Here is a 22,501-nt window from a genome sequence, read left to right as displayed (position 1 = left end):
GATCGCTCGGAGCAGGCCTTTTTCTTTAGGCAAAGGGCCTATTCGTAACCGTGCGCCGCCTCGTTGATCACCTGGGATGGCATGGACGAGAAGTCCACGGCGATCGGATTGGCGACCTTGGCCTGATAGGTCCGCAGCACATGCGTCATGCGACGGCGCACCTCGCGTTCGGCCTCCGTGCCGGCGTCGAGCGCCAGGGGCGCCAGGCAGAAGTCGATGATAGCTTCGGTTCGGGTCAGCGGTTCCATTTGGGCGGTTCCTTTCCTGCTAAGCCGCGTGGGTGAACTGGGCGGTTTCGGTCGAGTCCTTCAGCGCCGTCGTCGAGGACGTGCCGTTTGAGATGACCGTGGCGACCTGGTCGAAATAGCCGGTGCCGACTTCGCGCTGGTGGCGCGTGGCGGTGTAGCCGATGGCCTCGTTGGCGAACTCGCGCTGCTGCAGCTCCGAATAGGCCGCCATGCCGCGATCGCGATAACCGTCCGCCAGCTCGAACATCGCGTTGTTCAGGCTGTGGAAGCCGGCCAGGGTCACGAACTGGAACCTGTAGCCCATGGCCCCGAGCTCGCGCTGGAACTTGGCGATGGTGGCGTCGTCCAGCTTGGCCTTCCAGTTGAAGGACGGCGAACAGTTGTAGGCCATCAGCTTGCCCGGATGCTCCTTCTGCACGGCCTCCGCGAACTTCTTCGCGTCGCTCAGATCCGGGTGGCTGGTTTCCCACCACAGCAGGTCGGCGATGTTGGCGTAGGACAGGCCACGCGCGATGCAGTGATCCAGGCCCGTGCCTTCCATCAGGCGGAAGAAGCCCTCGGGCGTGCGGTTGTCGCGGTCGATGAAAGGCTGATCACGCTCATCGATGTCCGATGTGATCAGTTGGGCGCTTTCGGCGTCGGTGCGGGCGACCGTGATGGTCGGCGTGCCCATGACGTCGGCGGCCAGACGGGCGGCGACCAGATTGCGCTCATGCGCCTGAGTCGGGATCAGGACCTTGCCGCCCAGGTGGCCGCACTTCTTCTCGGACGCCAGCTGATCCTCGAAGTGGACGCCGGCGGCGCCCGCCTCGATGAAGGCCTTCATGATCTCGAAGCTGTTCAGCGGGCCGCCGAAGCCGGCCTCGGCATCGGCGACGATGGGCACGAACCAGTCGCGCTTGGCCCCGCCTTCGGCGTGCTCGATCTGGTCGGCGCGTTGCAGGGTGCGGTTGATGCGGCGGCACAGTTCGGGCGCGGCGTTGGCCGGGTACAGCGACTGGTCCGGGTACATGGCGCCGGCCGTATTGGCGTCGGCCGCGACCTGCCAGCCCGACAGATAGATGGCCTTCAGCCCCGCGCGGACCATCTGCATGGCCTGGTTGCCGGTGACGGCGCCCAAGGCGTTGATGAAGGGCTCATCGTGCAGCAGCTGCCACAGGCGGTTGGCGCCGCGCTCCGCCAGCGTATGGGTGACAGGCACCGAGCCACGCAGGCGCAGGACGTCCTCCGGCGTATAGGGGCGCTCGATGCCGTCGAAACGGCCGGCGGGCGAAGGCACCAGATCGGCGAAGGTGGTCATGGTCGAACTCGGTCTCTGAAAGGCGCGGCCGCAGCCGCCGTCTCGGAGACAAGAACACGCGACAGTCACGAATGACACAGCACCGCGCAGCGCATTGATGTCACTTTGTCACATCGTGACTTTGCATTGTCGGTCATGTTGTGACAGCCTGCGGCCATGGACGCCTCCGCCGATCGCAAGCTTTTCCTCGGCGCCCGGCTGAAGCGGCTAAGGCGCGACCTGGCCCTGACCCAGACGTCGATGGCCGCCGATCTTGGGGTTTCACCCAGCTATCTCAATCACATAGAGCGGAACCAACGCCCCGTTTCGGCCCAGCTTCTGCTGCGTCTGGCCGAAACCTATGACGTCGATCTGCGCGCCCTGAACCAGGGCGGGGCCGCCGACGAAGCCCGGTTGACCGAAATCCTGGCCGACCCCCTGTTCAAGGGCCTTTCCGCCCCACGCCACGAACTGGTGCAACTGCTGGAAGAGGCCCCCGGCGTCGCCGACGCCATGCTGCGCCTATATCAGGCCTTCGACGACGGCCGCACCCGCGCACGCGCCGCCGCCGAAAACGGCGAGGGCCTGGTCGAGACCAGTCCCGCCGAATGGGTGCGCGAATATATCCAGTCGCGCGGCAACCACTTCCCCGAACTGGATCAGATGGGCGAGGCCCTGTCCGACGCCCTGTCCGCCGAGGCGCCCGCCCACGCCGACGGTTTCGAGCCCGCCGCCCGTCACCGGCTGGCGGCCAAACACGACCTGGGAGTCCGCACCCTGCCGGCCGATGTCATGGTCGAATGGACCCGCCGCTACGACCTCCACCGCCGCCGCCTGCTGCTGTCCGAGACTTTGGGGCCATCCTCGCGCGCCTTCGCCATCGCCTATCAACTGGCCCTGGTCGAACACGGACAGGCGCTGAACGACCTGGTCCAGGCCGCGAACGCCCCAGACGCGGCGACACGCGCCCTGCTGAAGGTCGCCCTGACCAACACCCTCGCCGCCGCGACCCTGATGCCCTACGCCGCCTTCCAGCGCACGGCCGAGGAGACCGGTTACGACCTCGCCCGGCTCCAGGCCCGGTTCGGCGTCAGCTACGAACAGGCGGCGCATCGGCTGACCACCCTGTCGCGCCCCACGGCTCGCGGCGTGCCCTTCTTCCTGATGCGGGTGGATCAGGCCGGCAATATCTCGAAACGCTATGCAGCCGGCGCCTTTCCGTTTTCGCGGTTCGGCGGCGCCTGCCCGCGTTGGCGGCTGCACAGCGCCTTCCGCACGCCGGGTCGGATCGTCACCCAGATCATCGAGACGCCGGACGGAAGCCGCTGGTTCACCTTCGCCCGCACCGTCGAACGCCAGGGCCACGACAGTTTTGGCGAGACCCACGACCTCGCCGTCGGCCTGGGCTGCGAACTGCGCCACGCCCACCGCCTGGCCTATGCGCTCGGCCTGGACCTGGAACGGCCGGACGTCACCCCCATCGGCCCCGCCTGCCGCCTGTGCCACCGCCACCCTTGCGCCGAGCGCGCCGCCGCCCCCGTCGACCGCCCGCTGGCCGTCGATGACTGGTCGAAGTCGGTCAGCCCCTATCCGTTCGCAGCGGCCTGAAATCTACCGCCGCTGATCGGCCGTGCGGTCGCGAATGGCGTTGAACTCGGCCGTCGGCTTCCACGCAGGCCAGCCCTCGCTGTCGGCCACCGTCAGTCCCAACCGATACAACAAATCGAGGTTTTGCAGCGCCGCCGTGAAGTCGTAGTCGGCGCGCCATTCGTCCGTCAGCTTGTGATAATACCGCTCCATCTGCCCCTCATAGTAGGGCTTGCCCGCCTCGATCCCGCCCTCGACGAAATCGCGCCCGGTCCACGGCATCAGGGCCGGCACGCCGCCCGCCGCGAAGTTGAAGTGGTCCGAACGGTAGTAGAACCCCTCCTCCGGATAGCCGTCGCCCGTCACCACCCGCCCCTGCACGGCCGCGAACCGCCCCAGGATGTCCTCCAGCTCCGACTTGCCGACCCCGAACACCGCCACGTCCCGCGTCGCAGGGGTAAAGGGCAGCATGTCGATGTTGATGTCCGCCGCCGTCTTCGCCAGCGGATAGACCGGATTTGCGGCATAGGCTTCGGACCCCAGCAGCCCCTGCTCCTCGGCCGTGACATGCAGGAAGACCACGGTGCGTTTGGGCGCCGGCCCCGCCTTGAACGCCCGCGCCATCTCGATCAGACCCGCCGTCCCCGACGCATTGTCCCAGGCGCCGTTGAAGATGTCGTCGCCCTCGGCGTTCGGCGTCTTCGCCTTGCCGACGTGGTCCCAGTGGGCGGAGTAGAAGACATATTCATCCGGCCGTTCCGTGCCGGGAATCTTGGCCAGCAGGTTGTTGGAATGGATGACCTCTGTCGTCTCGGCGATGTCCACGCTCACCCGCGCGCCCAGATCGACGACGCCGCCCAGCGCCGCCGTCTTGCCGCGCTCAGCCATGCCTATGAAGGCCTCGCCGCCGATGGCCTTTGCAGTGGCCATGTTGATCGCGCCGGTGAAGCGAGCGTCCTCCGCACCCTTGACCGTCATCTGCGGCCGGGTCGCCCCGCCCACGGCGCGCCGCCAGCGGTTGTCCTGATCCTGAAGGGTGATGACGCCGACGGCCCCGCGCTTCAGCGCCTCCTGCGTCTTGTGCGTCGTCGAGCCGTAGAAGTTCGGATCAGCCCCCATCGACGTCGGCTGACCGCGCAGGACGACGACGACCTTGCCGGTCAGGTCTGCGTTTCCATAGTCGTCCCAGGTCGGGGCCGAAATGCCGTAACCGGCGAACACCAGCGGCGCGCCATCGATCTTGACCGCAGGATCGGCCGGCCCGGCGCGCAGGGTGATGTCGGTCCCCGAGGTCAGGACGTGGCTCGCGCCGTCCGCCCCGGTCCAGGACGCCGTCGGCGCCCGCTCCGGCGTGAATCGCACCAGATCCACCGGCTGCAGCCACGAACCGTCGCGACCGCCCGGCTCCAGCCCCATCGCCTCATACTGGGCCTGCAGATAGGCCAGGGTCAGGCGCTCGCCGACGAGGCCGGGGAACCGCCCCTCCATCTCGTCCGACGCCAGGTATTTGATGTGGTCCGACAGACGCTGGGCGCTGAACTGCGGCGTCGCGGCCGAGGCGACGGCGAAGGCGTCGAGCTGGGGCGCAGGTCCGGCGACCGGGGCGGTCGCACAGGCGGCGAGGACAAGGGCCGCAAGGGCGACGACGGGCGAACGGCGAAGGATCATCAGGCGTGCTCGAGACATGGAAATGCGAAAGGGCGGGGATGCCTCCCCGCCCCTCGTTGGTCAATAAGGGTTCAGCGGCGTTCCGACGCGGTGGTCGCGCGAACCGGGCCGAACTCCGAACCGGTCTTCCACTGCGGCCAGTCGCGGCCGTCCGCCAGGGCGCGGCCAACGTCGTAGAAGACCGTCAGATCCTCGATCATGCCGCTGTAATCCCAATCCGGCGACCATTCGTCCGCCGCCTGGTGATAGCGTTTCGCGCCATATTCCGACCGGGCGGCCTCACGCTCGGCGATCGGCGCGTCGCGGAAGTCGCCCCGGCTGCCGGCATAGGCCATCGGCACGCCGCGCTTGGCCAGGGGGAAGTGGTCCGAGCGGTAATAGGTGCCGGCCGCATTCTCGTAATCGGGAACAAGGCTGCGGCCCTGCGGCTGGATCGCCGCCGCCAGGCGCTCGTCGAAGTCCGACTGGCCATAGCCGGTGACGCCCAGGCCGGTGACGCGGCCGTATACGTTCATCGAATCCATGTTGAACCCGCCGACCGTCTTGGCCAGCGGATAGACGGGATTGACGGCGTAGTATTCCGAACCGAGCAGGCCGCTTTCCTCGCCGGTGAAGCTGATGATGACGATGGACCGTTCGGTGCGCGGCGCACCGCCGAACATCCGCGCCAGTTCCAGCAGGCCCGCCGTGCCCGAGGCGTTGTCCACGGCGCCGTTGAAGATGCGATCGCCCGTCGCGTCCGGCTCGCCCATGCCGATGTGGTCCCAGTGGGCGGTATACAGCACCGTCTCGTCCGGATGGGTCGTGCCCGGCAGCCGGGCGATGACATTGTGGCTGGTGACCTGATTGGTCGCCACGTCGAATTCGGTGGAGAAGGATGCGCCGGTCAGGGCGACGGGCTGGAAGTCGCGGCTGCGGGCCTGGGCCTTCAGCGCTTCGAAATCGAGGCCGGCGCGGCGGAACAGATCGACCGCCACATCCCGCTGGATCCAGCCTTCCATCGGCACCCGCTCGGCCGCCGCATTCTGGCGCAGGATGTCGAACTGAGGCACGCCCCACGAGTTGGCGACCGTCTGCCAGCCATAGGAGGCCGGGGCCGTCTCGTGCACGATCAGCACGCCGGCCGCGCCATGCTTGGCCGCCTCTTCGTACTTGTAGGTCCAGCGGCCGTAATAGGTCATGGCCTTGCCGCCGAAGGTGTTCAGCGCCGGCTCCTCGAAATCGGCGTCATTGACCAGCACGACCAGGATCTTGTCGCGCAGGTCCTGGTCCTTGAAGTCGTTCCACTGGCGCTCGGGCGCATTGATGCCGTAGCCGACGAAGACCAGCGGCGCGTCCTTCAAGCTGACATGCTCGGCTGGGCGGCGGGTCGAGATGGCGACCTCGCGGCCTTGCGTCATCGGCAGGGTCCAGTCGCCCAGCTTCAACGAGGCCTCGACGTTGGACTGGACGAAGCGGTTCAGCACCACGTCCTGCGTCCACTGACCGTTCGGCCCGCCCGGCTCGAACCCGGCGGCGGCATAGCCCTCGCTCAAATAGCGCACGACCTTCTCTTCCGCCGGGGTGGCGATGCCGCGCCCCTCATAACTGTCGTCCGACAGGGTCTTGATGTCCTGCGAGATTCGCGCCGCGTCAAAGGTGGGCGCGGTGTGGACCGCAGCCGGGTTCGGGCTGGTCGCGCAGGCCGACAGGGCCGCGCCCGCAAGCAAAGTGGCGACAACGGAAGTGAAATGACGCATGGGAGCCCCTCAGCCGAGAAAGATGGCGAAGCCTAGGGGCGTAAGGACGGCGTGTCGATCCACCGGAGGCGGTCAGTTCGACGCGCGAGTCTCGCACACATTGGCGACGACGGTGGCGATGTCTCTATATCCGCCGGTCTGAGCGAGGCGCGCCGCGTCATCGCATCGACCTCGGCCGATAAGATGATCCAGACGTTCTGCGAGAACCTGCCGGTCGACGATCACCGCCTGACGAGCGCGTTCTCGCCGCGTCCGATCGACCATCTGGCGATATTCCATCTCAGTGAAACGCGCCATGGTGCCCGGCTCGGACCGACGGAACTCACGCTGCGGCGCCGGGGTCGATTGGCGGTGTTGAGCCACCGAAACGGTGGGGTCGCCCGCCAACAAGGCGGACAGGATTAGAGCTGAAACCAACATTCGCGCCTCCATTCAAACACGCCACGGTAGGCACGATTTCATGAACCGCGCTACCGTGGAGCGATGAAAACAGACAGCCTGCGCCAACCTTCCGTGGCTGGCGCGGCACGGCGGCGCGTCTAGGGGCGTCGGCCTAGTGGGCCACGCCCTTCCAGATGCGGCGATAGCTGGCGTAGGTCAGGCCCGCGAAGATCAGCAGGAAGATCAGCACGCCGAATCCGGCCTGCTTGCGTTCGACCATCTTGGGTTCCGACGTCCAGGCGATGAAGGCCGCGACGTCCTTGGCGTACTGGTCCACCGTCTGGGGCGAACCGTCGTCATAGGTGACGAGACCGTCCTTCAGGGGCGGAGGCATGGCGATGAAGCCGCCGGGCGGGACATGCTTGTGGTCGCCGGTCCAGAACGGCGTCAGGTCGCCGGCCATATAGGGGTTGTAGTGCTGGCCCTCGCGGATCGTCAGACCCGCCGGCGGCGCCTTGTAGCCCGACAGAAGCGAGTAGATGTAGTTCGCGCCGTCATGACGGGCCTTGGCCATGACCGACAGGTCGGGCGGCGCCGCCCCGCCGTTGCCGGCGGCCGCGGCGGTCGCGTTCGGATAGGGGCTGCGGAACTTGTCGGCGGGCGTGGCGTCGCGCTGGATCGGCTCGCCGGTTTCGCTGTCGAAGTCGCCGACCTGAACTTCCTTGGCCAGAGCCTTCACGACGGGGTTGTCGTTCGGATTCGGATACTTCGGATTCCAGAACGGCCCATGGGCGTCGCCCAGGTTCCGGTAGTGGATGAGGTTCATGCTGTGACAGGCCGAGCAGACCTCGTGATAGACCTTGTAGCCGCGTTGCAGCTGGCCCTGGTCATAGGTCCCGAAGGGCCCCTCGAAGCTGAAACCGCCCGAGCGCGGGTGAGCGGCGGCGCCCGACGCCAGCGCGGGGGCGGCGCTCATCAGGCCCACACCCAGGCTCAGGGCGATGGCGGCCGAGGCGAGGATCGTCTTGATCGACACGGTCTTCATTCCAATCGTCATGACGCTCAGCCCTTCTGCTCGACGGCGTCCGCGCCGGTCAGCACCGGCTCGGAGATCGTCGCCGGGATCGGCAAAGGCGTCTCCTTGAGACCCACCAGAGGCAGGATCACCAGGAAGAACACGAAGTAGTAGAGGGTGAACACGCGCGTCAGCCACAGGTACGAGTTCAGGTCGCCGTCAACCAGGGTGAAGGTCTTGAACGAGCCGATCACCGGGGCGTCCGGCAGTTGCCCGCCGCACCAGCCCAGACCGACGCCCACCACCAGGAAGATGAAGAAGAAGGTCCGCATCGTCGGGCGATAGCGCATCGAGCGCACCTTGGACGTATCCAGCCACGGCAGGACGAACAGCACGCCGATGGCGCTGAACATCGCCACCACGCCGCCGAACTTGTCCGGGATGGCGCGCAGGATGGCGTAGAAGGGCAGCATGTACCATTCGGGCACGATGTGCGCCGGGGTCTGCAGCGGGTTGGCCGGGATGTAGTTGTCGGCGTGGCCCAGGGCGTTCGGCTGATAGAAGACGAAGATGGCGAACAGGATCAGGAACAGGATGATCGCAAAGCCGTCCTTGACCGTGAAATACGGGTGGAAGGGCAGCATGTCCTTCTTCTCGCGATCCTTGGGGATCAGGATGCCGACCGGGTTGTTCTGACCGGCCGCGTGCAGCGCCCAAAGGTGCAGGACGACGCAGCCCAGGATGGCGAAGGGCAGCAGATAGTGCAGCGAGAAGAAGCGGTTCAGCGTCGCATTGTCGATCGCCGGTCCGCCACGCAGCCAGATCAGGATCGGTTCGCCCAGCACTGGGATCGCGCCGATCAGGTTAGTGATGACCTCCGCGCCCCAGAACGACATCTGGCCCCAAGGCAGGACGTAGCCCAGGAAGGCGGTGGCGATCATCAGGAAGAAGATCACGCAGCCGATGATCCAGATCATCTCGCGCGGCGCCTTGTAGGAGCCGTAGTAGAGCCCCCGCAGCATGTGCAGATAGACGGCGATGAAGAACATCGACGCGCCATTGGCGTGGACGTAGCGGATCAGCCAGCCGCCGTTGACGTCACGCATGATGCGCTCGACCGAGGCGAAGGCCAGGTCGACGTTCGGCGTGTAGTGCATAGCCAGAACGACGCCGGTGACGATCTGCGTCATCAGGCACAGGGCCAGGATGCCGCCGAAGGTCCACCAGTAATTCAGGTTCCGCGGCGTCGGCAGGGACATGTAGTCCGCGCCGAAGCGAATGATGGGCAGCCGGGTGTCCAGCCACTTTTCGACGCCCGTCTTCGGGACGTAGGTGCTCTCGTGATCGCTCATGATCCCCCCTTGGTCCTCAACCGATCTTGACGCGGGTGTCGGACACGTAATCGTATTCCGGCACAACCAGGTTCAGGGGCGCAGGCCCCTTACGGATACGGCCGGAGGCGTCGTAGTGCGAGCCGTGGCACGGGCAGAACCAGCCGCCGTAGTCGCCGGCGCCGAAGGTCGGGACGCAGCCCAGGTGGGTGCACGAACCGATGACGACCAGATACTTCTCGTGGCCCGGCTTGGTCCGCTCGGCGTCCGTCTGCGGCTGCTTCAGGTCCGGCGCATGATCGTCGGCGATGACCTTCTGCAGTTCGGCCGGGGTGCGATAACGCACGAACACCGGCTTGCCCTGCCATTTGATGACGACCTGCTGGCCCTCTTGGACCTTGGTCAGATCGAACTCGATGGACGCCAGCGCCAGGGTGTCGGCCGCGGGGTTCATCTGGTTGATCAGCGGCCAGGCGATCATCACCCCTGCGCCGACCGCAGCAGCGCCCGCAGCGATATGGATGAAGTCACGACGATTGGGATCACCGCCCTCGGGGCTGTGAGGGTCTTCAGTATGCACGACCGATTCGGCCACGTTTCACCTCTCGAACGCCGTGGAAGAAGCTCAGGAGCCTCCCCCAGCCACGGCACGAACCAACAAACGACGCCAGAAATCCCCGACGGTCCGGCACTTGCGCCGGTTAAGCGCAACCTGCTGACGTTTCTTGCGAAACGCTCGCAAACAGACCGCGACAAACCCCCTGGCCGCGCGTATGTCAGGCCTTAGAATGCGTCTCGCCCTTTTTCAACCTGACATTCCTCAGAACGTCGGCGCCTGCATCCGATTGTCGGCCTGCTTCGGCGTGGATCTGCATGTGATCGAGCCCACGGGCTTTCGATTCGACGACCGCGCCATGAAGCGGGCGGCGCTGGATTACGGGCCGTTGTCGCACATGAGGCGGCACGCCGACTGGGACGCCTTTCTGGCGGATCGCCCGGCGGGGCGGCTGGTGCTGTTCACGACGAAGGGCGCCACGCCCCTGCCCGACTTCATCTTCCGGCCCGACGACGTGCTGCTGTTCGGCAAGGAGAGCGCCGGGGCGCCCGACTATGTCCACACGGCCGCCGACGCCCGCGTCGTCGTGCCGCTGAGGCCCCAGGCCCGCTCGCTGAACCTTTCGGTGACCGCAGGCATCGCCCTGTGGGAAGGCCTGCGCCAGACCGGCGGGATTGGTTGAGCGCCGTTTACCTCATCTGCTAAGGCCTCTACAATCCTGCATTGATAGGCAAACATCTCGAAGCTTAGACGAGGATGCAGATCACGATGGACACAGCTCCGACCTTGGTGGCGATCATCGTCTTTCTCGTGATCGTCGGCGGCTGGGAGCTCAGTCGCAAGCGAGGCAAACGACGTGCGGCACGTCGCGCAGCCATCACCCAATTCAGGCCCGGTGCCAAGATCGCCGTGCGGCCGCAAGTCGCGACGACCCAACTGGAAGCGGTGATGGGCGCCGCCTTCCAGGCTAGGCCTCTGATGTCCCGCGCAGAAGCTTCAGTCTTCTATGCCGCCGAGCGTGCGATGAAGCAGCTCGACATCAAGGGGCGAGTGATGGCGCAGGTTTGCCTTGGCGAAGTGCTGAGATCAGCCGACGATGACGCCTTTCGCGCCATCAACAGCAAGCGCGTCGATATTCTGATCATATCCAACAGCGGCTGGCCCTTGGCGGCCATCGAATATCAGGGCGAGGGTCACTATCAGGGCACGGCCTACGCGCGGGACGCCGTCAAGAAAGCGGCGCTCCAACGTGCGGGCGTCGCCTATCTCGAAGTGACGCCGCAACATAGCGCCGACGACATAGAACGCGACCTGGCCCGCGTTCTTCAGGCGCACATGGCCCCCGCCTAAGGCTCGAGCCGCGCCATCGACGGCCGCTCGCTAGCCTTTGACGCCGCCGTCGCTTCGACGGCCCGCATGACCCGCAGCAGATTCTCGCCGGCGATCTTGCGGATGTCCGCCTCGGTCCAGCCGGCCTGCATCAGAGCCGCCAGGATGCGCGGATAGGCGTCCACGCCGGTCATGCCTTCTGGCAGGCTGCCGATGCCGTCGAAGTCGGCGCCGAGGCCGACGTGGTCGATGCCTGCGACCTGACGCACATGCTGGATGTGGGCGACGACGTCAGCCAGGGTCGCCTGCGGCGTCGGATTGGCGGTGGTCCAGGCGGTCAGACCGGCCTCCACTGCGCCGGGATCGCCGGGGTTCAGGGTCTTGAGCCGCGCCTCCTCGCCGGCCTTGGCGCCATTCCAGGCTCGTACACGCTCCGACACGAAACCGGGGGCCAGGTTGATCATCACGATGCCGCCGTCCTGGGGCATCATCCGCAGCACCCGATCCGGCACGTTGCGCGGATGGTCCGTCACCGCCCGCGCGGAGGAGTGGGAGAAGATGACCGGCGCGTCGGAAACCCGCATGGCGTCCAGCATCGTCTCTTCGGACACGTGGCTCAGGTCCACCATCATGCCCAGCCGGTTCATCTCCTTGACCACCTCTTCGCCGAAGGGGTTCAGGCCGCCCCATTTCGGCGCGTCTGTCGCGCTGTCGGCCCAGGTCGTGGTCCTGGAGTGGGTCAGGGTCATGTAGCGCGCCCCCGCGCGGTGGAACTCGCGCAGCAGGGCCAGGGAATCGTCGATGGAATAGCCGCCCTCCATCCCGATCAGGCTGGCGATCCGGCCCGAGGCGAACACCGCGTCCACCTCGTCCGCAGTCGTCGCCAGGCCGAAGGTTTCGGGATGGGCGGCGATGATCCGCTTGGCCGTGTCGATCTGTTCGAAGGTCTCCTCGACGGCCTCCAGCGGCGTCAGGCTGGCGGGGACATAGACCGACCAGAACTGGCCGCCGACGCCTCCGGCGCGCAGTCGCGCGATGTCGGTGTGCAGCGTGGTGGACGCCGCCAGATTCTTCGTCAGATCGACGGCGTAGACGTCGTTTCCGTATTGCTGCCGCAGGGCCCACGGCAGGTCGTTGTGGCCGTCGATCAGCGGCGTGGTCTTCAGGATGTCCAGCACCCGCGCCTCGTCACCCTGTTGGGCGTGGGCGGAGCCTCCCAGCGAGGCGAAGGCGACGGCGACGGACATGAGACGACGGATCATGGGCGAGGTTCCTGAAAGCGGCAGGCGGCCATTAGCGCTCTGGATTCCCCTTATGACAACCTGTCCGGATGACGGCGGGGCCGCGACGTGGTTCAAGCGCGAGATGAGCGACGCCGTCTTTTCCGATCCGCTCGACCTGAAGAAGGTCGAGACCCGCGCATGGTTCGAGCATCTGCGCGACCGCATCCATGCGGCCTTCGAGGCGCTGGAGGATGCGGCGCCCGATGATCTGTTTCCCGGCGAGCCCGGTCGGTTCGTTCGCACCGCCTGGGACAGGCCGGAGGGCGGCGGCGGGGTGATGGGGATGATGCACGGCCGGCTGTTCGAGAAGGTCGGGGTCCATGTCTCGACGGTCCACGGCGCCTTTCCGGCCGACTATGCCAAGACCGTGCCCGGCGCCGACGTCGATCCGCGCTTCTTCGCCACGGGGATCAGCCTGATCTGCCATCCGGTCAGTCCCAGGGTTCCGGCGGTGCATATGAACACCCGCTTCATCGCCACGACCCAGAGCTGGTTCGGCGGCGGGGGCGATCTGACGCCGGTGCTGATGGCGGATCGGCGGCAGGATCACCCGGACACGGTCGCCTTCCATGCGGCGATGCAGGCCGCCTGCGACGCCCACGACCCGGACTGGCATGCCAAGTACAAGGCCTGGTGCGACGAGTATTTCTACCTGCCGCATCGCAAGGAGCCGCGCGGGACCGGGGGGATCTTCTACGACCACCACGACAGCGGCGACCATGACCGGGACTTCGCCTTCACCCGCGATGTGGGGCTGGCCTTCCTAGAGGTCTATCCGAAGATCGTGGCGGGGCGGATGGGCGAGGCCTGGACGGCGCAGGAGCGCGAGGAGCAGCTGGTTCGGCGCGGACGGTATGTGGAGTTCAACCTGCTGTACGACCGTGGCACCATGTTCGGCCTGAAGACCGGCGGCAACGTCGATTCGATCCTGTCCTCCATGCCCCCGGTGGTGAAATGGCCGTGAAGTCTGCTCTGACGAAGATCCTGCTGCGGCCGGTGGCGACCTCGGCGCTGTTCGCCGTGCTGTACGGGGTCTATCTGACCCTGTCGAAACAGCCGCAGATTCCGCTGACGCTGGCCGTGGTGATCGGCTTCTACTTCGCCGCATCGCTGCTGCTGGAGCGGTTCGTGTTTCCCCGGATCGGGCTGTAGGCGCGCCCCTCGACCGAGGAGTTTGCACTGTCGCCGCACTATTTTTTTTAGTGCACAAAGGTGCACTTTTCGGCGTGGATGCGGTTTTCAAAGACCCGGCGGCTATTCTAGCCCCGGCTGGAACCGTGTCAGGTCGATTGTCGATTCTTTCCTGAAAGCCGTTTCAAAACAAAGGCCGGTCCGACCGAAATAGGATGGTTGGCGTCAGCCGATGGCGGCGACGAAGGCGTCGCCGGCCTTGCTGCGATAGCGGTCCCGATGGCGCAGCACCCGGAAGGGGCGTTCCGGCAGGCTGAAGGCGGCGGTGACCAGACGCCCGGCGGCGACCGAGCCATAGGCCACGCTTTCGGACAGGGCCGTGGCCCCCGCCCCCGCCTCGGCCGCCGCCAGCACCGCCTCGTTGGACGGCAGGGTCATGGCGATGGACAGGGCGGCGGGGTCCACGCCCGCGCTGCGCAAGGCCGCCTCCAGCGTCGAACGGGTGCCCGATCCCGCCTCGCGCAGGACCCAGGGCTGGGTCGCCAGGGTCTGGGCGTCCAGCCGACGCAGGCCCGCCCACGGGTGGTCGGGCGTGACCAGAACCGCCAGCCGGTCCGAGCCGACGACGGTCTGGTCCAGCAGGGGCTGATCGATCTCGCCCTCCACCAGCCCCAGTTCGGCCGCCCCGGTGAGCACCGCCTCGGCCGCCTCGCGCGTATTGCCGATGGCGACGTCCAGTTCGACGCCGGGGTGGGCGGCGTGGAAGGCGGCCAGGCGGCGCGGCAGCCAGGCGCTGGCGATGGTCTGGCTGGCGAAAAGGGTCAGGCGGCCGCGCCGCAGGGCGCTCATGTCCGCCAGCGCCGCCTCGGCCGCCGCTGCGCGGGCCAGCACGGCCCTGGCCTCGGGCAGGAAGGCCTGGCCCGTCTGGTTCAGGGCCACGCCGCGCCCGACACGGTCGAACAGGCGCACGTCATGCTCGGCCTCAAGCGCCGCAATGGCGTTGGAGACGGCTGACTGGGTCAGGTTCAGGGCGCGGGCTGCGGCCGTGACGTGCTGGCGTTCGGCTACAGCGACGAAGATGCGCAGGCGTTCCAGGGTCACGATTGATCTCCAAATCGGATTGAAACGACCATAACTATCCGTTGGACCGGCGTCGAGCCGGGGCGCATCAGGCTTGACCATGAAGTCCGCCGCCCTGCCCTCGCCGCCTGCCGCACCGTTTCTGGAGACGGCCCTGAATTTCGGGCGCGCGATCCGGCCTGGCCTCATCCTGTCGGTGCTGGTGACGCTGGCGGCCATCGGGCTGGGAAGCATCGAGCGCGACATGGCGGGCCATGTCTGGCTGGAGCCCCTGGTGCTGGCCATCCTGCTGGGGGCCGTGATCCGCACCGCCTGGACGCCGGACGCCCGTTTCGTCGCGGGCATCGACTTCAGCGCCAAGATCCTGCTGGAGGTCGCCATCGTCCTGCTGGGCGCCTCGGTCAGCGCGGCGACGCTGGCGTCGCTGGGCGCAGCCTTCGTTCTGGGCATCTTTCTGCTGGTTGCGGTCGTGATCGCCGTCGGCTTCGGGGTCGGGCGACTGCTGGGGCTGAACCCGCGCATGGCCCTGCTGGTCGCGTGCGGCAACGCCATCTGCGGCAACTCGGCCATCGCCGCCGTCGCCCCGGTGATCGAGGCCGACGGCGAGGAGGTCGCGGCCTCCATCGCCTTCACCGCCGTGCTGGGGGTGATCGTGGTCCTGGCCCTGCCGCTGCTGGGGGTGCTGCTGTCGATGAGCCCGATCCAGTACGGCGCCCTGGCGGGCCTCAGCGTCTATGCGGTGCCGCAGGTGCTGGCCGCCGCCGCCCCGTTCGGCGCAGTGGCCACCCAGACCGGCACGGTGGTCAAGCTGGTGCGGGTGCTGATGCTGGGTCCGGTGATCCTGGCGCTGTCGCTGATCGCGGGGCGCAGGACGACGGGGACTGAGGGTTCTGGGGCCAAGAAGGGACCGGGCCTGCACCGCCTGCTGCCGTGGTTCATTGTCGGTTTCCTGGCCATGATCGGCCTGCGGTCGCTGGACCTGATCCCGCAGGGCGCGCTGGCGCCGCTGGCGGCCGCGTCGGGCCTGCTGACGGTCGTGGCCATGGCGGCGCTGGGGCTGCAGACCGACATCCGGGCGGTGGCGCGCGCCGGGGGGCGGGTCGTGGCGGCGGTGGTCCTGTCGCTGGGCGCCCTGTTGCTGCTGGGCCTGTTGTTGATCCGGCTGCTGGGGCTTTAGATCCCGCTGCCCTGATCCTCGACCGGGGGCGGGGTGAGCAGCAGGAAGGCGCGGATCCAGGCGGTCAGAACCGCCCGGTCGTTGGGCCGCGCCAGACTGTCCAGGGCCTGGGCCGCCAAGGGCTCGGGGATGCGATGGCCGCGCCGCGTCTCGATCAGGGCGGCGGCGTATTCCGGCTGGAACTCGGGGTGGCACTGGAACGAGATGGCGTCCTCGCCCCAGGCCAGACCGGCGTAGGGGGTGAAGCCGCTGGAGGCGATGATCCGCGCATCGGGGGAGACGGCCGTGACCTGGTCCTGATGCGAGACGGGAATGGCGATCGTGCGCGCACGCGGGTGCATCCACGGCTCGTCGATCCGCACGTCATAGCGGTGCAAGCCCACGCCCCATCCCTTGTCCGACTTCTCCACCACGCCGCCGAAGGCGTGGGCCATGACCTGATGGCCGAAACAGATGCCGACCAGACGGGTGCGCCCGCGCGCCGCGCGCAGCCAGTCGATCAGCTGGGGAATCCACGGCAGGTCGTCGTAAACCCCCGCCGCCGAGCCGGTGACGACGACGCCCTGGAACGCGCCTGGATCGTCCGGCAGATGGCCGTTCTGCACGTCGAAACGGGTGGTCGGCACGCCCTCGCCCAGCAGGGCGCGGAACCGTGCGGGATAGTCGTCGAAGTCGTCCTTGAGCGCGTCAGGGGGGTGGCCGGTTTCCAGGATGGCGATGCGGGTCATGACGCCAACCTAGGGCCTGGGCTCAGAAGGTCCAGACCTCGGCCCTGGCCCCGGCCTCGCCCAGGGTCGAGGCGACCCAGCCGCAGACCGCGTTGGCCGCATCTTCCGCGCCCGGCGGCGGGTTGACGATGACCAGGGCGCAGCCGTTCATCTTCATCGGATTGGTCAGGGGGCGCAGGCGCGCCTCGGCCACCAGGGTGGGACCGGCGCGGCCGTTCAGGCGACGGATGAAGCCGTCGAACGTCTCCAGGTCCTTCAGCGGGGTCCAGATGGCGATCGCAGCGTCGGGATCGCGCGCGCGGATGGCGATGGCCGTGTCGGCGGCGCGGGCGTAGTCGTCAGGCTTTTCGAACGGCGGGTCGATCAGCACCAGAGGCGCACGGACGCGCGCCGCCTCGGCTACGGCGCCGTCATAGCCGTCGCCCTCGTGCGCCTGAGCGTTCGGATGGGTCTTCAGCGCCTCGGCCAGCAGGGACCGCACCGGCGGGTTCAGTTCGAAGCCCACGTAGCGCCCGCCCTCGCCCAAGCGGCGCGCGATCAGCAGGGGGGACCCCGGATAGAAGCGCACCCCGCCGGTCGGATTGGCGGCCTCCACCTCTTGCGCCAGGGCGTCCAGCAAAGGCGGGCGACCCTCGGCGGACATCAGGCGCTGGACCCCGGCCTCGGCCTCCCTGGAGCGCGCGCCGTCGCCGGCCAGGTCATAGAGGCCGGCGCCCGCATGGGTGTCGATCACGGTGCGGGCGCCCACGCGCGGGGCCTCCAGCAGCCACAGCAGCAGGGCGTGCTTGACCAGGTCGGCGAAGTTTCCGGCGTGGAAGCTGTGGCGATAGTTCATCCGCCCTCGTCCCTCGCGGCGGCGCGGCGGTCAAGCGGAACCGGCCGCCGGGGCGCCGCGTTCGTGGCTGGCCCCGATGCGAAGCCTCCAGACGGGCAGGAAAAAACGGAATGCCGGACGGATCCCACGCCTTCGAACCCGATCTGGACGTCCCCCAGGGTCTGAGCTGGTGCAGCGACGACCACCCCGGCCTGACGCGGCGCCGATCCGGCAAGGGCTGGTCCTACCGCGACGCCAAGGGGCGAACCATCACCGACGCCAAGGTCCTGGCCCGGCTGCGCGCCCTGGCCATTCCGCCCGCCTGGACCGACGTCTGGATCTGCCCCAAGGCCAACGGCCATATCCAGGCCATCGGCCGCGACGTGAAGGGGCGCAAACAGTATCGCTATCACGCCGACTGGAGCACCGCGCGGTCGGAGAACAAGTTCGACAAACTGCCGGCCTTCGCCCGTCGCCTGCCCCGGCTGCGCGACCAGGTGGAGCATGATCTGGCGTTGCGTGGGCCGGTGAAGGCCAAGGTCCTGGCCACCGCCGTGCGCCTGTTGGAGATCACCCTGATCCGGGTCGGCAATGCGGTCTATGCCAAGCAGAACCGCAGCTATGGCCTGACGACCCTGCACAAGCGCCACCTGGAGGTCGACGGCGCGGCCCTGACGTTCGAGTTTCGCGGCAAGAGCGGCAAGGATCACCGCGTCAGCATCCGCGATCGCCGCCTCGCCCGCGTCGTTCGCGCGCTGGAGGACCTGCCGGGCCAGCACCTGTTCAAATATCGCGCGGCCGACGGCGGCGTCTGCCCCGTGACCTCCGACGACGTGAACGCCTATATCCGCGATGCGATGGGCGAGCAGTTCTCGGCCAAGGACTTCCGCACCTGGGCCGGCACGGTCTCGGCGGCGCGGGCCCTGCGCGACATGGAGCCCCCCACCTCGCCCACCGATGCGAAACGCAAGATCACCGTCTGCGTCAAGGCGGTGTCGGGGCTGCTGGGCAATACGCCCACCGTCTGCCGGGCCTCCTATGTGCATCCCCGGGTGTTCGAGCTGTATGCGGCCGGAACCCTGCCCGAGGTCTTGCCGGGCGCGGAGACGAAGGGGTTCGAGCCGGCCTTGATGAAGCTGCTGACGGCCTAGGCCTTGGCCCAATAGTCGCGGCTCGTGGCGCTGATCGGCGCGCCGTCGGCCAGGGCCAGGATGCATTCGCGGAAACGGTCGGCCGCCGTGTCGCCGCATAGCAGCCTCAGACTGCGGATGATGCGAGTGATGCGCAGGTGGTTGTGGTCGGACGGCGTGCGCCAGGCTTCCGTCGCCCGATAGAAGGCCAGCATCCGCCTGGCCGCCCGCGCCAGCCGGGCCTGGGCCGCCTCATCGGCGCGCAACGCCTGTATGTCAGCGGCGGAGAGCACCGGCGAGCCGGGCACGGCCGCGCTGGGCTCGGTCAGGGGAAACAGCCACTGGATGAAATCGTGGCGGTGCTCCAGGCAGACGTCCGACAGGGCCAGAACATCCTCCAGCGTGCGCCCGGCCGCGTCGCGCCCGTCGCTGGCCAGAAACCGTACGATCTCGCTCTCGCCCATGCCCGCCGCTCCTTTCGCAGCCCAAGGAGGAAAGGCGAGGAGCCGGGCCGGGGTTCCCGGATCAAAAAAAGGCGGCCCGCGCGTGAGGGCCGCCTTTCTTGATCGTCGATGCGTGAAAGCGGCCTCAGGCGGCCTTGTCCCAGTCCAGCACGACCTTGCCCGACTGACCGGATTTCATGGCTTCGAAGCCTTGTTGGTAGTCGGCGTAGCCCAGGCGGTGGGTGATCAGGGGGCTGAGGTCCAGGCCGGCTTTCAGCAGGCCCAGCATCTTGCGCCAGGTGGTGAACATCTCGCGGCCATAGACGCCCTTGATGGTCAGGGCCTTCAGGATGATGGCGCCCCAGTCGGTTTCCATCGGTTTCGACGGAATGCCCAGCATGGCCATGCCGCCGCCCATGATCAGGGTGTCGACGCATTGTTTGAAGGCGATGGGGGAGCCCGACATCTCCAGCGCGACGTCGAACCCGACCTTCAGGCCCAGTTCCTTCATGACGTCGTGGATGTCTTCCTTGGTGGTGTTCACGGTGCGGACGCCCGGGGCGACCTTCTGCGCCAGTTCCAGCCGGAAGTCGTTGATGTCGGTCAGGACCACGGTGCGGGCGCCCGCGTGACGGGCCACGGCCGCCGCCATCATGCCGATGGGGCCGGCGCCGGTGACCAGGACATCCTCGCCCAACAGGTCGAACTGCTGCGCCGTGTGCACCGCATTGCCGAACGGGTCCAGGATCGAGCCGATCTCATAGGGGACGTCGTCGGGCAGTTCGATCACGTTGAAGGCGGGGGCCACCACGAACTCGGCGAAGGCGCCCTGGCGGTTCACGCCGATGCCGCGGGTGTGCGGGTCCAGGTGAAAATGACCGGCGCGGGCCGCTTCGGAGTTCAGGTCGATGACGTGGCCCTCGGCCGAGACGCGCTGGCCGATCTTCAGCGGGCGATCCACGTCCTTGCCGATGGCGACGATCTCGCCGGCGAACTCGTGTCCGGTGATCATCGGGGTCGGAACGTTCTTCTGGGACCACTCGTCCCAGTTCCAGATATGGATGTCGGTGCCGCAGACGGCGGTGCGATGCACCCGGATCAGAACGTCCTCCGGTCCAGCCTCGGGGATCGGGGCGTCAATCAGTTCCAGGCCGACGCCGGGTGCGGTCTTGGCCAAGGCTTTCATTGTTTCAGCCATGATGGCGTCTCCTGAAAAACTCTAAGATCGTCATCCTAGGCCTTGTGCCCAGGATCCATAAACTCCGTCGAGGACGGTGCGCACCGGTGAAAACCGGGAGTATGGATCCTCGGGACAAGCCCGAGGATGACGGGAATAATGTGGCGACGGTGACGGACGCAGGCGTCAGATAACGCCCAACTCCCGGCCCGCCTGGGTGAAGGCTGCGACCGTCTGGTCGATCTGGTCGAAGGTGTGGGCGGCCGACATCTGGGTGCGGATGCGGGCCTGGCCGCGCGGGACGACGGGGAAGCTGAAGCCGATGACATAGACCCCCAGCTCCAGCGCGCGGGCGGCGAAGTCCTGGGCCAGTTTGGCGTCGCCCAGCATGACCGGGATGATCGGATGTTCGCCGTCCAGCAGGGTGAAGCCCGCGTCGGCCATGGCGCCCCGATAGCGGTGGGCGTTGGCCGACAGGCGGGTGCGAAGGGCGTCGCCCTCGGACCCTTGGGCGATGCGTATGGCTTCCAGGCTGGAGCCGCAGACGGCGGGCGCCAGGGCGTTGGAGAAGAGGTAGGGGCGCGCGCGCTGTTTCAGCAGTTCGACCACCGACTTCTTCGCGCAGATGAAGCCGCCCATGGCGCCGCCAAGCGCCTTGCCGAAGGTGCCGGTGACGAAGTCGACCTCGACCCCGTGGTGGGCGAAGGAGCCCTTGCCCTGCGGACCCAAAAAGCCCGTCGCGTGGCAGTCGTCGACCATGATCAGGGCGCCGTACTGGTCGGCCAGGGCGCGAATCTGATCCAGCTTGGCGATATAGCCGTCCATCGAGAAGGCGCCGTCGGTGGCGATGATGATGTCGCGGGCGCCGGCGGCGCGGGCCTCCTTCAGCCGGGTCTCCAGCTCGTCCATGTCGGAGTTGGCGAAGCGATAGCGTTTGGCCTTGCACAGCCGCACGCCGTCGATGATTGACGCGTGGTTCAGGCTGTCGGAGACGATGGCGTCGTTCTCGCCCAGCAGGGGTTCGAACAGGCCGCCGTTGGCGTCGAAGGCGGCGGCGAACAGGATGGCGTCCTCGAAGCCCAGATAGCCGGCGATGGCGGCCTCAAGCTCCTTGTGGATCTCCAGGGTGCCGCAGATGAAACGGACCGAGGCCGTGCCGGCGCCCCATTTGTTCTGCGCGGCGATCCCGGCCTGGGTGACGCGTTCGTCGCCGGCCAGACCGAGGTAGTTGTTGGCGCAGAAGTTCAGCACGTCGCGGCCGGCGACCTGAATCACGGGCCCTTGGCGCGAGGCGATGATGCGTTCGGGCTTGGTCAGGCCCTGGGCGTCGATCTCGGTCAGTTCGCCGGCGACGCGGTCGTAGAAGCTCTGGGTCATGAGCCGCGACCTACGCCGATTTTCGATCCGTTTCCACCCGCCTCAGGTCGCCGGTGCGGGATCGGCCTCGGCGCGGATGGGGCTGACGCGGATCTTGCCGCCGCACGGCTGGAACTCGAACGGCAGGCTGACGGCGGCGGTGTCGCCCGGCGCGGTCACACGCAGGGTCGCCACGCTGGGGCAGGACTTCTGCATCGTCTCGTCCGGCACGACGCTCCAGGCCGTTTCGAAATAGGCCTTGGACCGGGGCGCGATCTCGACCGGGGTCGGCGCCTGGCCCTGACGGAAATAGCTGCCGGGGCTCTGGTCGGCGCGGATCGAGGTCACGGCGCGCCCCCGCGCATCCATCAGGGTCACGCCGGGATAGCCGGCCAGGCTGCAGGCCTGGGTCCCGACGTTCTGGAGGCTGAAGTTCCGCACCCGGTTGCCGGCGCCGGCGTCGCCGCCCTCGGCCGCCAGCTTCAGTTGCGGACCCTTGCAGGGCATGGAGGCCGGCAGCACGCCGCCCGGCGCGGGCGTCGGAGTCTGGGCGGGTATCGGGGCGGGTATCGGCATCGGACCCGGCGTCATGCCAGGACCGGCCGACGGGATGGGGCGCGAGCACCGCTCCAGCACCGCGACGCCGGTCGTGCCGTCCGGGCCGAGGCGGCTGAGCGTGCCGCTTTCCTGACCGTCGCGGGTCGCGGTCCACCATTCCACGCCGGTGCCCAGATAGCGGGCGCCGCTGGCGGCCTGGACCGAGCGCAGGGCGTAGGTCTGCTGCTTGTAGGCCAGTTGCGCGTTGTCGCTGTCGGCATACTGGACCTGAAGCGTCGCGCCGCTTTCGCAGGCGTAGCCGACCGACGGCGCATTGGACGCCGGCGCCGCCTGGGGCTCGACCGGGGCGGTCGGCTGCTCCGGCTGCGGCTGCTGACAGGCGGAGACGCCGGTCAGGGCGGCGATGGCGACGAAGGCGGTCAGGTGGCGCATCATGGTGAGGTCTTTCCCGTTCGATCAACCCAACGGTCAAGCTGGAGAAAGGCTCCGCC

Annotated in this window: 23 protein-coding genes; 7 read left to right on the top strand and 16 right to left on the bottom strand. The window is 67.7% G+C overall.

Annotated elements, in window-relative coordinates:
- Nucleotides 1-38: 38 nt before the first annotated feature.
- Complete coding sequence (locus ACODSC_RS02055) at nt 39-248, bottom strand: hypothetical protein (protein ID WP_488811350.1); 210 nt, start codon at nt 246-248, stop codon at nt 39-41.
- Nucleotides 249-267: 19 nt separating this feature from the next.
- Nucleotides 268-1,548 carry an isocitrate lyase gene (gene aceA, locus ACODSC_RS02050; RefSeq protein WP_488811348.1) on the bottom strand — a complete coding sequence of 427 codons (1,281 nt, stop codon included), beginning with the start codon at nt 1,546-1,548 and terminating at the stop codon, nt 268-270.
- Nucleotides 1,549-1,704: 156 nt separating this feature from the next.
- Between aceA and ACODSC_RS02045 the strand changes: the two genes are divergently transcribed.
- Nucleotides 1,705-3,135 (top strand): helix-turn-helix domain-containing protein, encoded by a 1,431-nt coding sequence (locus ACODSC_RS02045; RefSeq protein WP_488811346.1) that lies wholly within the window; start codon nt 1,705-1,707, stop codon nt 3,133-3,135.
- A 3-nt stretch (nt 3,136-3,138) separates the two neighbouring features.
- Here the strand turns inward: ACODSC_RS02045 and ACODSC_RS02040 are convergent, their stop codons facing one another.
- From ACODSC_RS02040 to petA, 6 genes are all read right to left on the bottom strand, one after another.
- On the bottom strand, nt 3,139-4,782 hold the full coding sequence (locus ACODSC_RS02040) for a M28 family peptidase (RefSeq protein ID WP_488811344.1): 1,644 nt from the start codon (nt 4,780-4,782) through the stop codon (nt 3,139-3,141).
- Between the two features lie 71 nt (nt 4,783-4,853).
- A complete protein-coding gene (locus tag ACODSC_RS02035; RefSeq protein WP_488811342.1) occupies nt 4,854-6,521 on the bottom strand; it encodes a M28 family peptidase in 1,668 nt (555 codons plus the stop codon).
- Between the two features lie 72 nt (nt 6,522-6,593).
- Nucleotides 6,594-6,941, bottom strand: coding sequence for a hypothetical protein (locus tag ACODSC_RS02030; protein ID WP_488811340.1), 348 nt, complete (start codon nt 6,939-6,941; stop codon nt 6,594-6,596).
- 133 nt (nt 6,942-7,074) lie between these two features.
- On the bottom strand, nt 7,075-7,959 hold the full coding sequence (locus tag ACODSC_RS02025) for a cytochrome c1 (protein WP_488811338.1): 885 nt from the start codon (nt 7,957-7,959) through the stop codon (nt 7,075-7,077).
- A gap of 5 nt (nt 7,960-7,964) precedes the next feature.
- Entirely contained in the window at nt 7,965-9,269 is a 1,305-nt protein-coding gene (locus tag ACODSC_RS02020; protein WP_488811336.1) for a cytochrome b, read from the bottom strand.
- 16 nt (nt 9,270-9,285) lie between these two features.
- Nucleotides 9,286-9,843 carry a ubiquinol-cytochrome c reductase iron-sulfur subunit gene (petA, locus tag ACODSC_RS02015; protein WP_488811334.1) on the bottom strand — a complete coding sequence of 186 codons (558 nt, stop codon included), beginning with the start codon at nt 9,841-9,843 and terminating at the stop codon, nt 9,286-9,288.
- A gap of 193 nt (nt 9,844-10,036) precedes the next feature.
- On the opposite strand from petA, the gene ACODSC_RS02010 reads away from it, so the two are divergent.
- Together ACODSC_RS02010 and ACODSC_RS02005 are read left to right on the top strand one after the other, a co-directional pair.
- A complete protein-coding gene (locus tag ACODSC_RS02010; protein WP_488811332.1) occupies nt 10,037-10,486 on the top strand; it encodes a tRNA (cytidine(34)-2'-O)-methyltransferase in 450 nt (149 codons plus the stop codon).
- A 74-nt stretch (nt 10,487-10,560) separates the two neighbouring features.
- On the top strand, nt 10,561-11,154 hold the full coding sequence (locus ACODSC_RS02005; protein ID WP_488811330.1) for a DUF2726 domain-containing protein: 594 nt from the start codon (nt 10,561-10,563) through the stop codon (nt 11,152-11,154).
- Here ACODSC_RS02005 and ACODSC_RS02000 read toward each other — a convergent pair.
- Nucleotides 11,151-12,395, bottom strand: coding sequence for a dipeptidase (locus tag ACODSC_RS02000; protein WP_488811328.1), 1,245 nt, complete (start codon nt 12,393-12,395; stop codon nt 11,151-11,153). The two genes, ACODSC_RS02005 and ACODSC_RS02000, sit on opposite strands and share 4 nt — an antisense overlap.
- Nucleotides 12,396-12,498: 103 nt before the next feature.
- Between ACODSC_RS02000 and hemF the strand changes: the two genes are divergently transcribed.
- Together hemF and ACODSC_RS01990 are read left to right on the top strand one after the other, a co-directional pair.
- The gene (gene hemF / locus ACODSC_RS01995) at nt 12,499-13,380 is read left to right on the top strand and encodes an oxygen-dependent coproporphyrinogen oxidase (RefSeq protein ID WP_488812138.1); all 882 of its coding nucleotides are present in this window, start codon (nt 12,499-12,501) and stop codon (nt 13,378-13,380) included.
- Entirely contained in the window at nt 13,377-13,568 is a 192-nt protein-coding gene (locus ACODSC_RS01990; protein ID WP_488811326.1) for a hypothetical protein, read from the top strand. Before hemF ends, ACODSC_RS01990 begins: the two co-directional genes overlap by 4 nt.
- A gap of 204 nt (nt 13,569-13,772) precedes the next feature.
- Here ACODSC_RS01990 and ACODSC_RS01985 read toward each other — a convergent pair whose 3' ends face one another.
- Nucleotides 13,773-14,648 (bottom strand): LysR family transcriptional regulator, encoded by an 876-nt coding sequence (locus ACODSC_RS01985; protein ID WP_488811324.1) that lies wholly within the window; start codon nt 14,646-14,648, stop codon nt 13,773-13,775.
- 79 nt (nt 14,649-14,727) lie between these two features.
- On the opposite strand from ACODSC_RS01985, the gene ACODSC_RS01980 reads away from it, so the two are divergent.
- Entirely contained in the window at nt 14,728-15,804 is a 1,077-nt protein-coding gene (locus tag ACODSC_RS01980) for a YeiH family protein (RefSeq protein ID WP_488812136.1), read from the top strand.
- Here the strand turns inward: ACODSC_RS01980 and ACODSC_RS01975 are convergent.
- A complete protein-coding gene (locus tag ACODSC_RS01975; RefSeq protein WP_488811322.1) occupies nt 15,801-16,532 on the bottom strand; it encodes a type 1 glutamine amidotransferase in 732 nt (243 codons plus the stop codon). The genes ACODSC_RS01980 and ACODSC_RS01975 overlap by 4 nt on opposite strands.
- A gap of 22 nt (nt 16,533-16,554) precedes the next feature.
- Nucleotides 16,555-17,367, bottom strand: coding sequence for a 23S rRNA (adenine(2030)-N(6))-methyltransferase RlmJ (gene rlmJ / locus ACODSC_RS01970; RefSeq protein ID WP_488811320.1), 813 nt, complete (start codon nt 17,365-17,367; stop codon nt 16,555-16,557).
- A 110-nt stretch (nt 17,368-17,477) separates the two neighbouring features.
- On the opposite strand from rlmJ, the gene ACODSC_RS01965 reads away from it, so the two are divergent.
- Entirely contained in the window at nt 17,478-18,497 is a 1,020-nt protein-coding gene (locus tag ACODSC_RS01965) for a DNA topoisomerase IB (RefSeq protein WP_488811318.1), read from the top strand.
- On the opposite strand, the gene ACODSC_RS01960 is transcribed toward ACODSC_RS01965, so the two are convergent.
- The 4 genes from ACODSC_RS01960 to ACODSC_RS01945 form a co-directional block, all read right to left on the bottom strand.
- A complete protein-coding gene (locus ACODSC_RS01960; RefSeq protein ID WP_488811316.1) occupies nt 18,494-18,940 on the bottom strand; it encodes an opioid growth factor receptor-related protein in 447 nt (148 codons plus the stop codon). The genes ACODSC_RS01965 and ACODSC_RS01960 overlap by 4 nt on opposite strands.
- 124 nt (nt 18,941-19,064) lie before the next feature.
- Nucleotides 19,065-20,117, bottom strand: coding sequence for an L-threonine 3-dehydrogenase (gene tdh, locus ACODSC_RS01955; protein WP_488811314.1), 1,053 nt, complete (start codon nt 20,115-20,117; stop codon nt 19,065-19,067).
- A 165-nt stretch (nt 20,118-20,282) separates the two neighbouring features.
- Nucleotides 20,283-21,473 carry a glycine C-acetyltransferase gene (locus ACODSC_RS01950; protein ID WP_488811312.1) on the bottom strand — a complete coding sequence of 397 codons (1,191 nt, stop codon included), beginning with the start codon at nt 21,471-21,473 and terminating at the stop codon, nt 20,283-20,285.
- A 42-nt stretch (nt 21,474-21,515) separates the two neighbouring features.
- The gene (locus ACODSC_RS01945) at nt 21,516-22,445 is read right to left on the bottom strand and encodes a DUF4232 domain-containing protein (RefSeq protein WP_488811310.1); all 930 of its coding nucleotides are present in this window, start codon (nt 22,443-22,445) and stop codon (nt 21,516-21,518) included.
- Nucleotides 22,446-22,501 lie beyond the last annotated feature (56 nt).

This window comes from Brevundimonas sp. FG128 (assembly GCF_057809775.1).
Note: the sequence above shows the minus strand (reverse complement) of the source record. Positions and strands in the feature narration are given on the sequence as shown.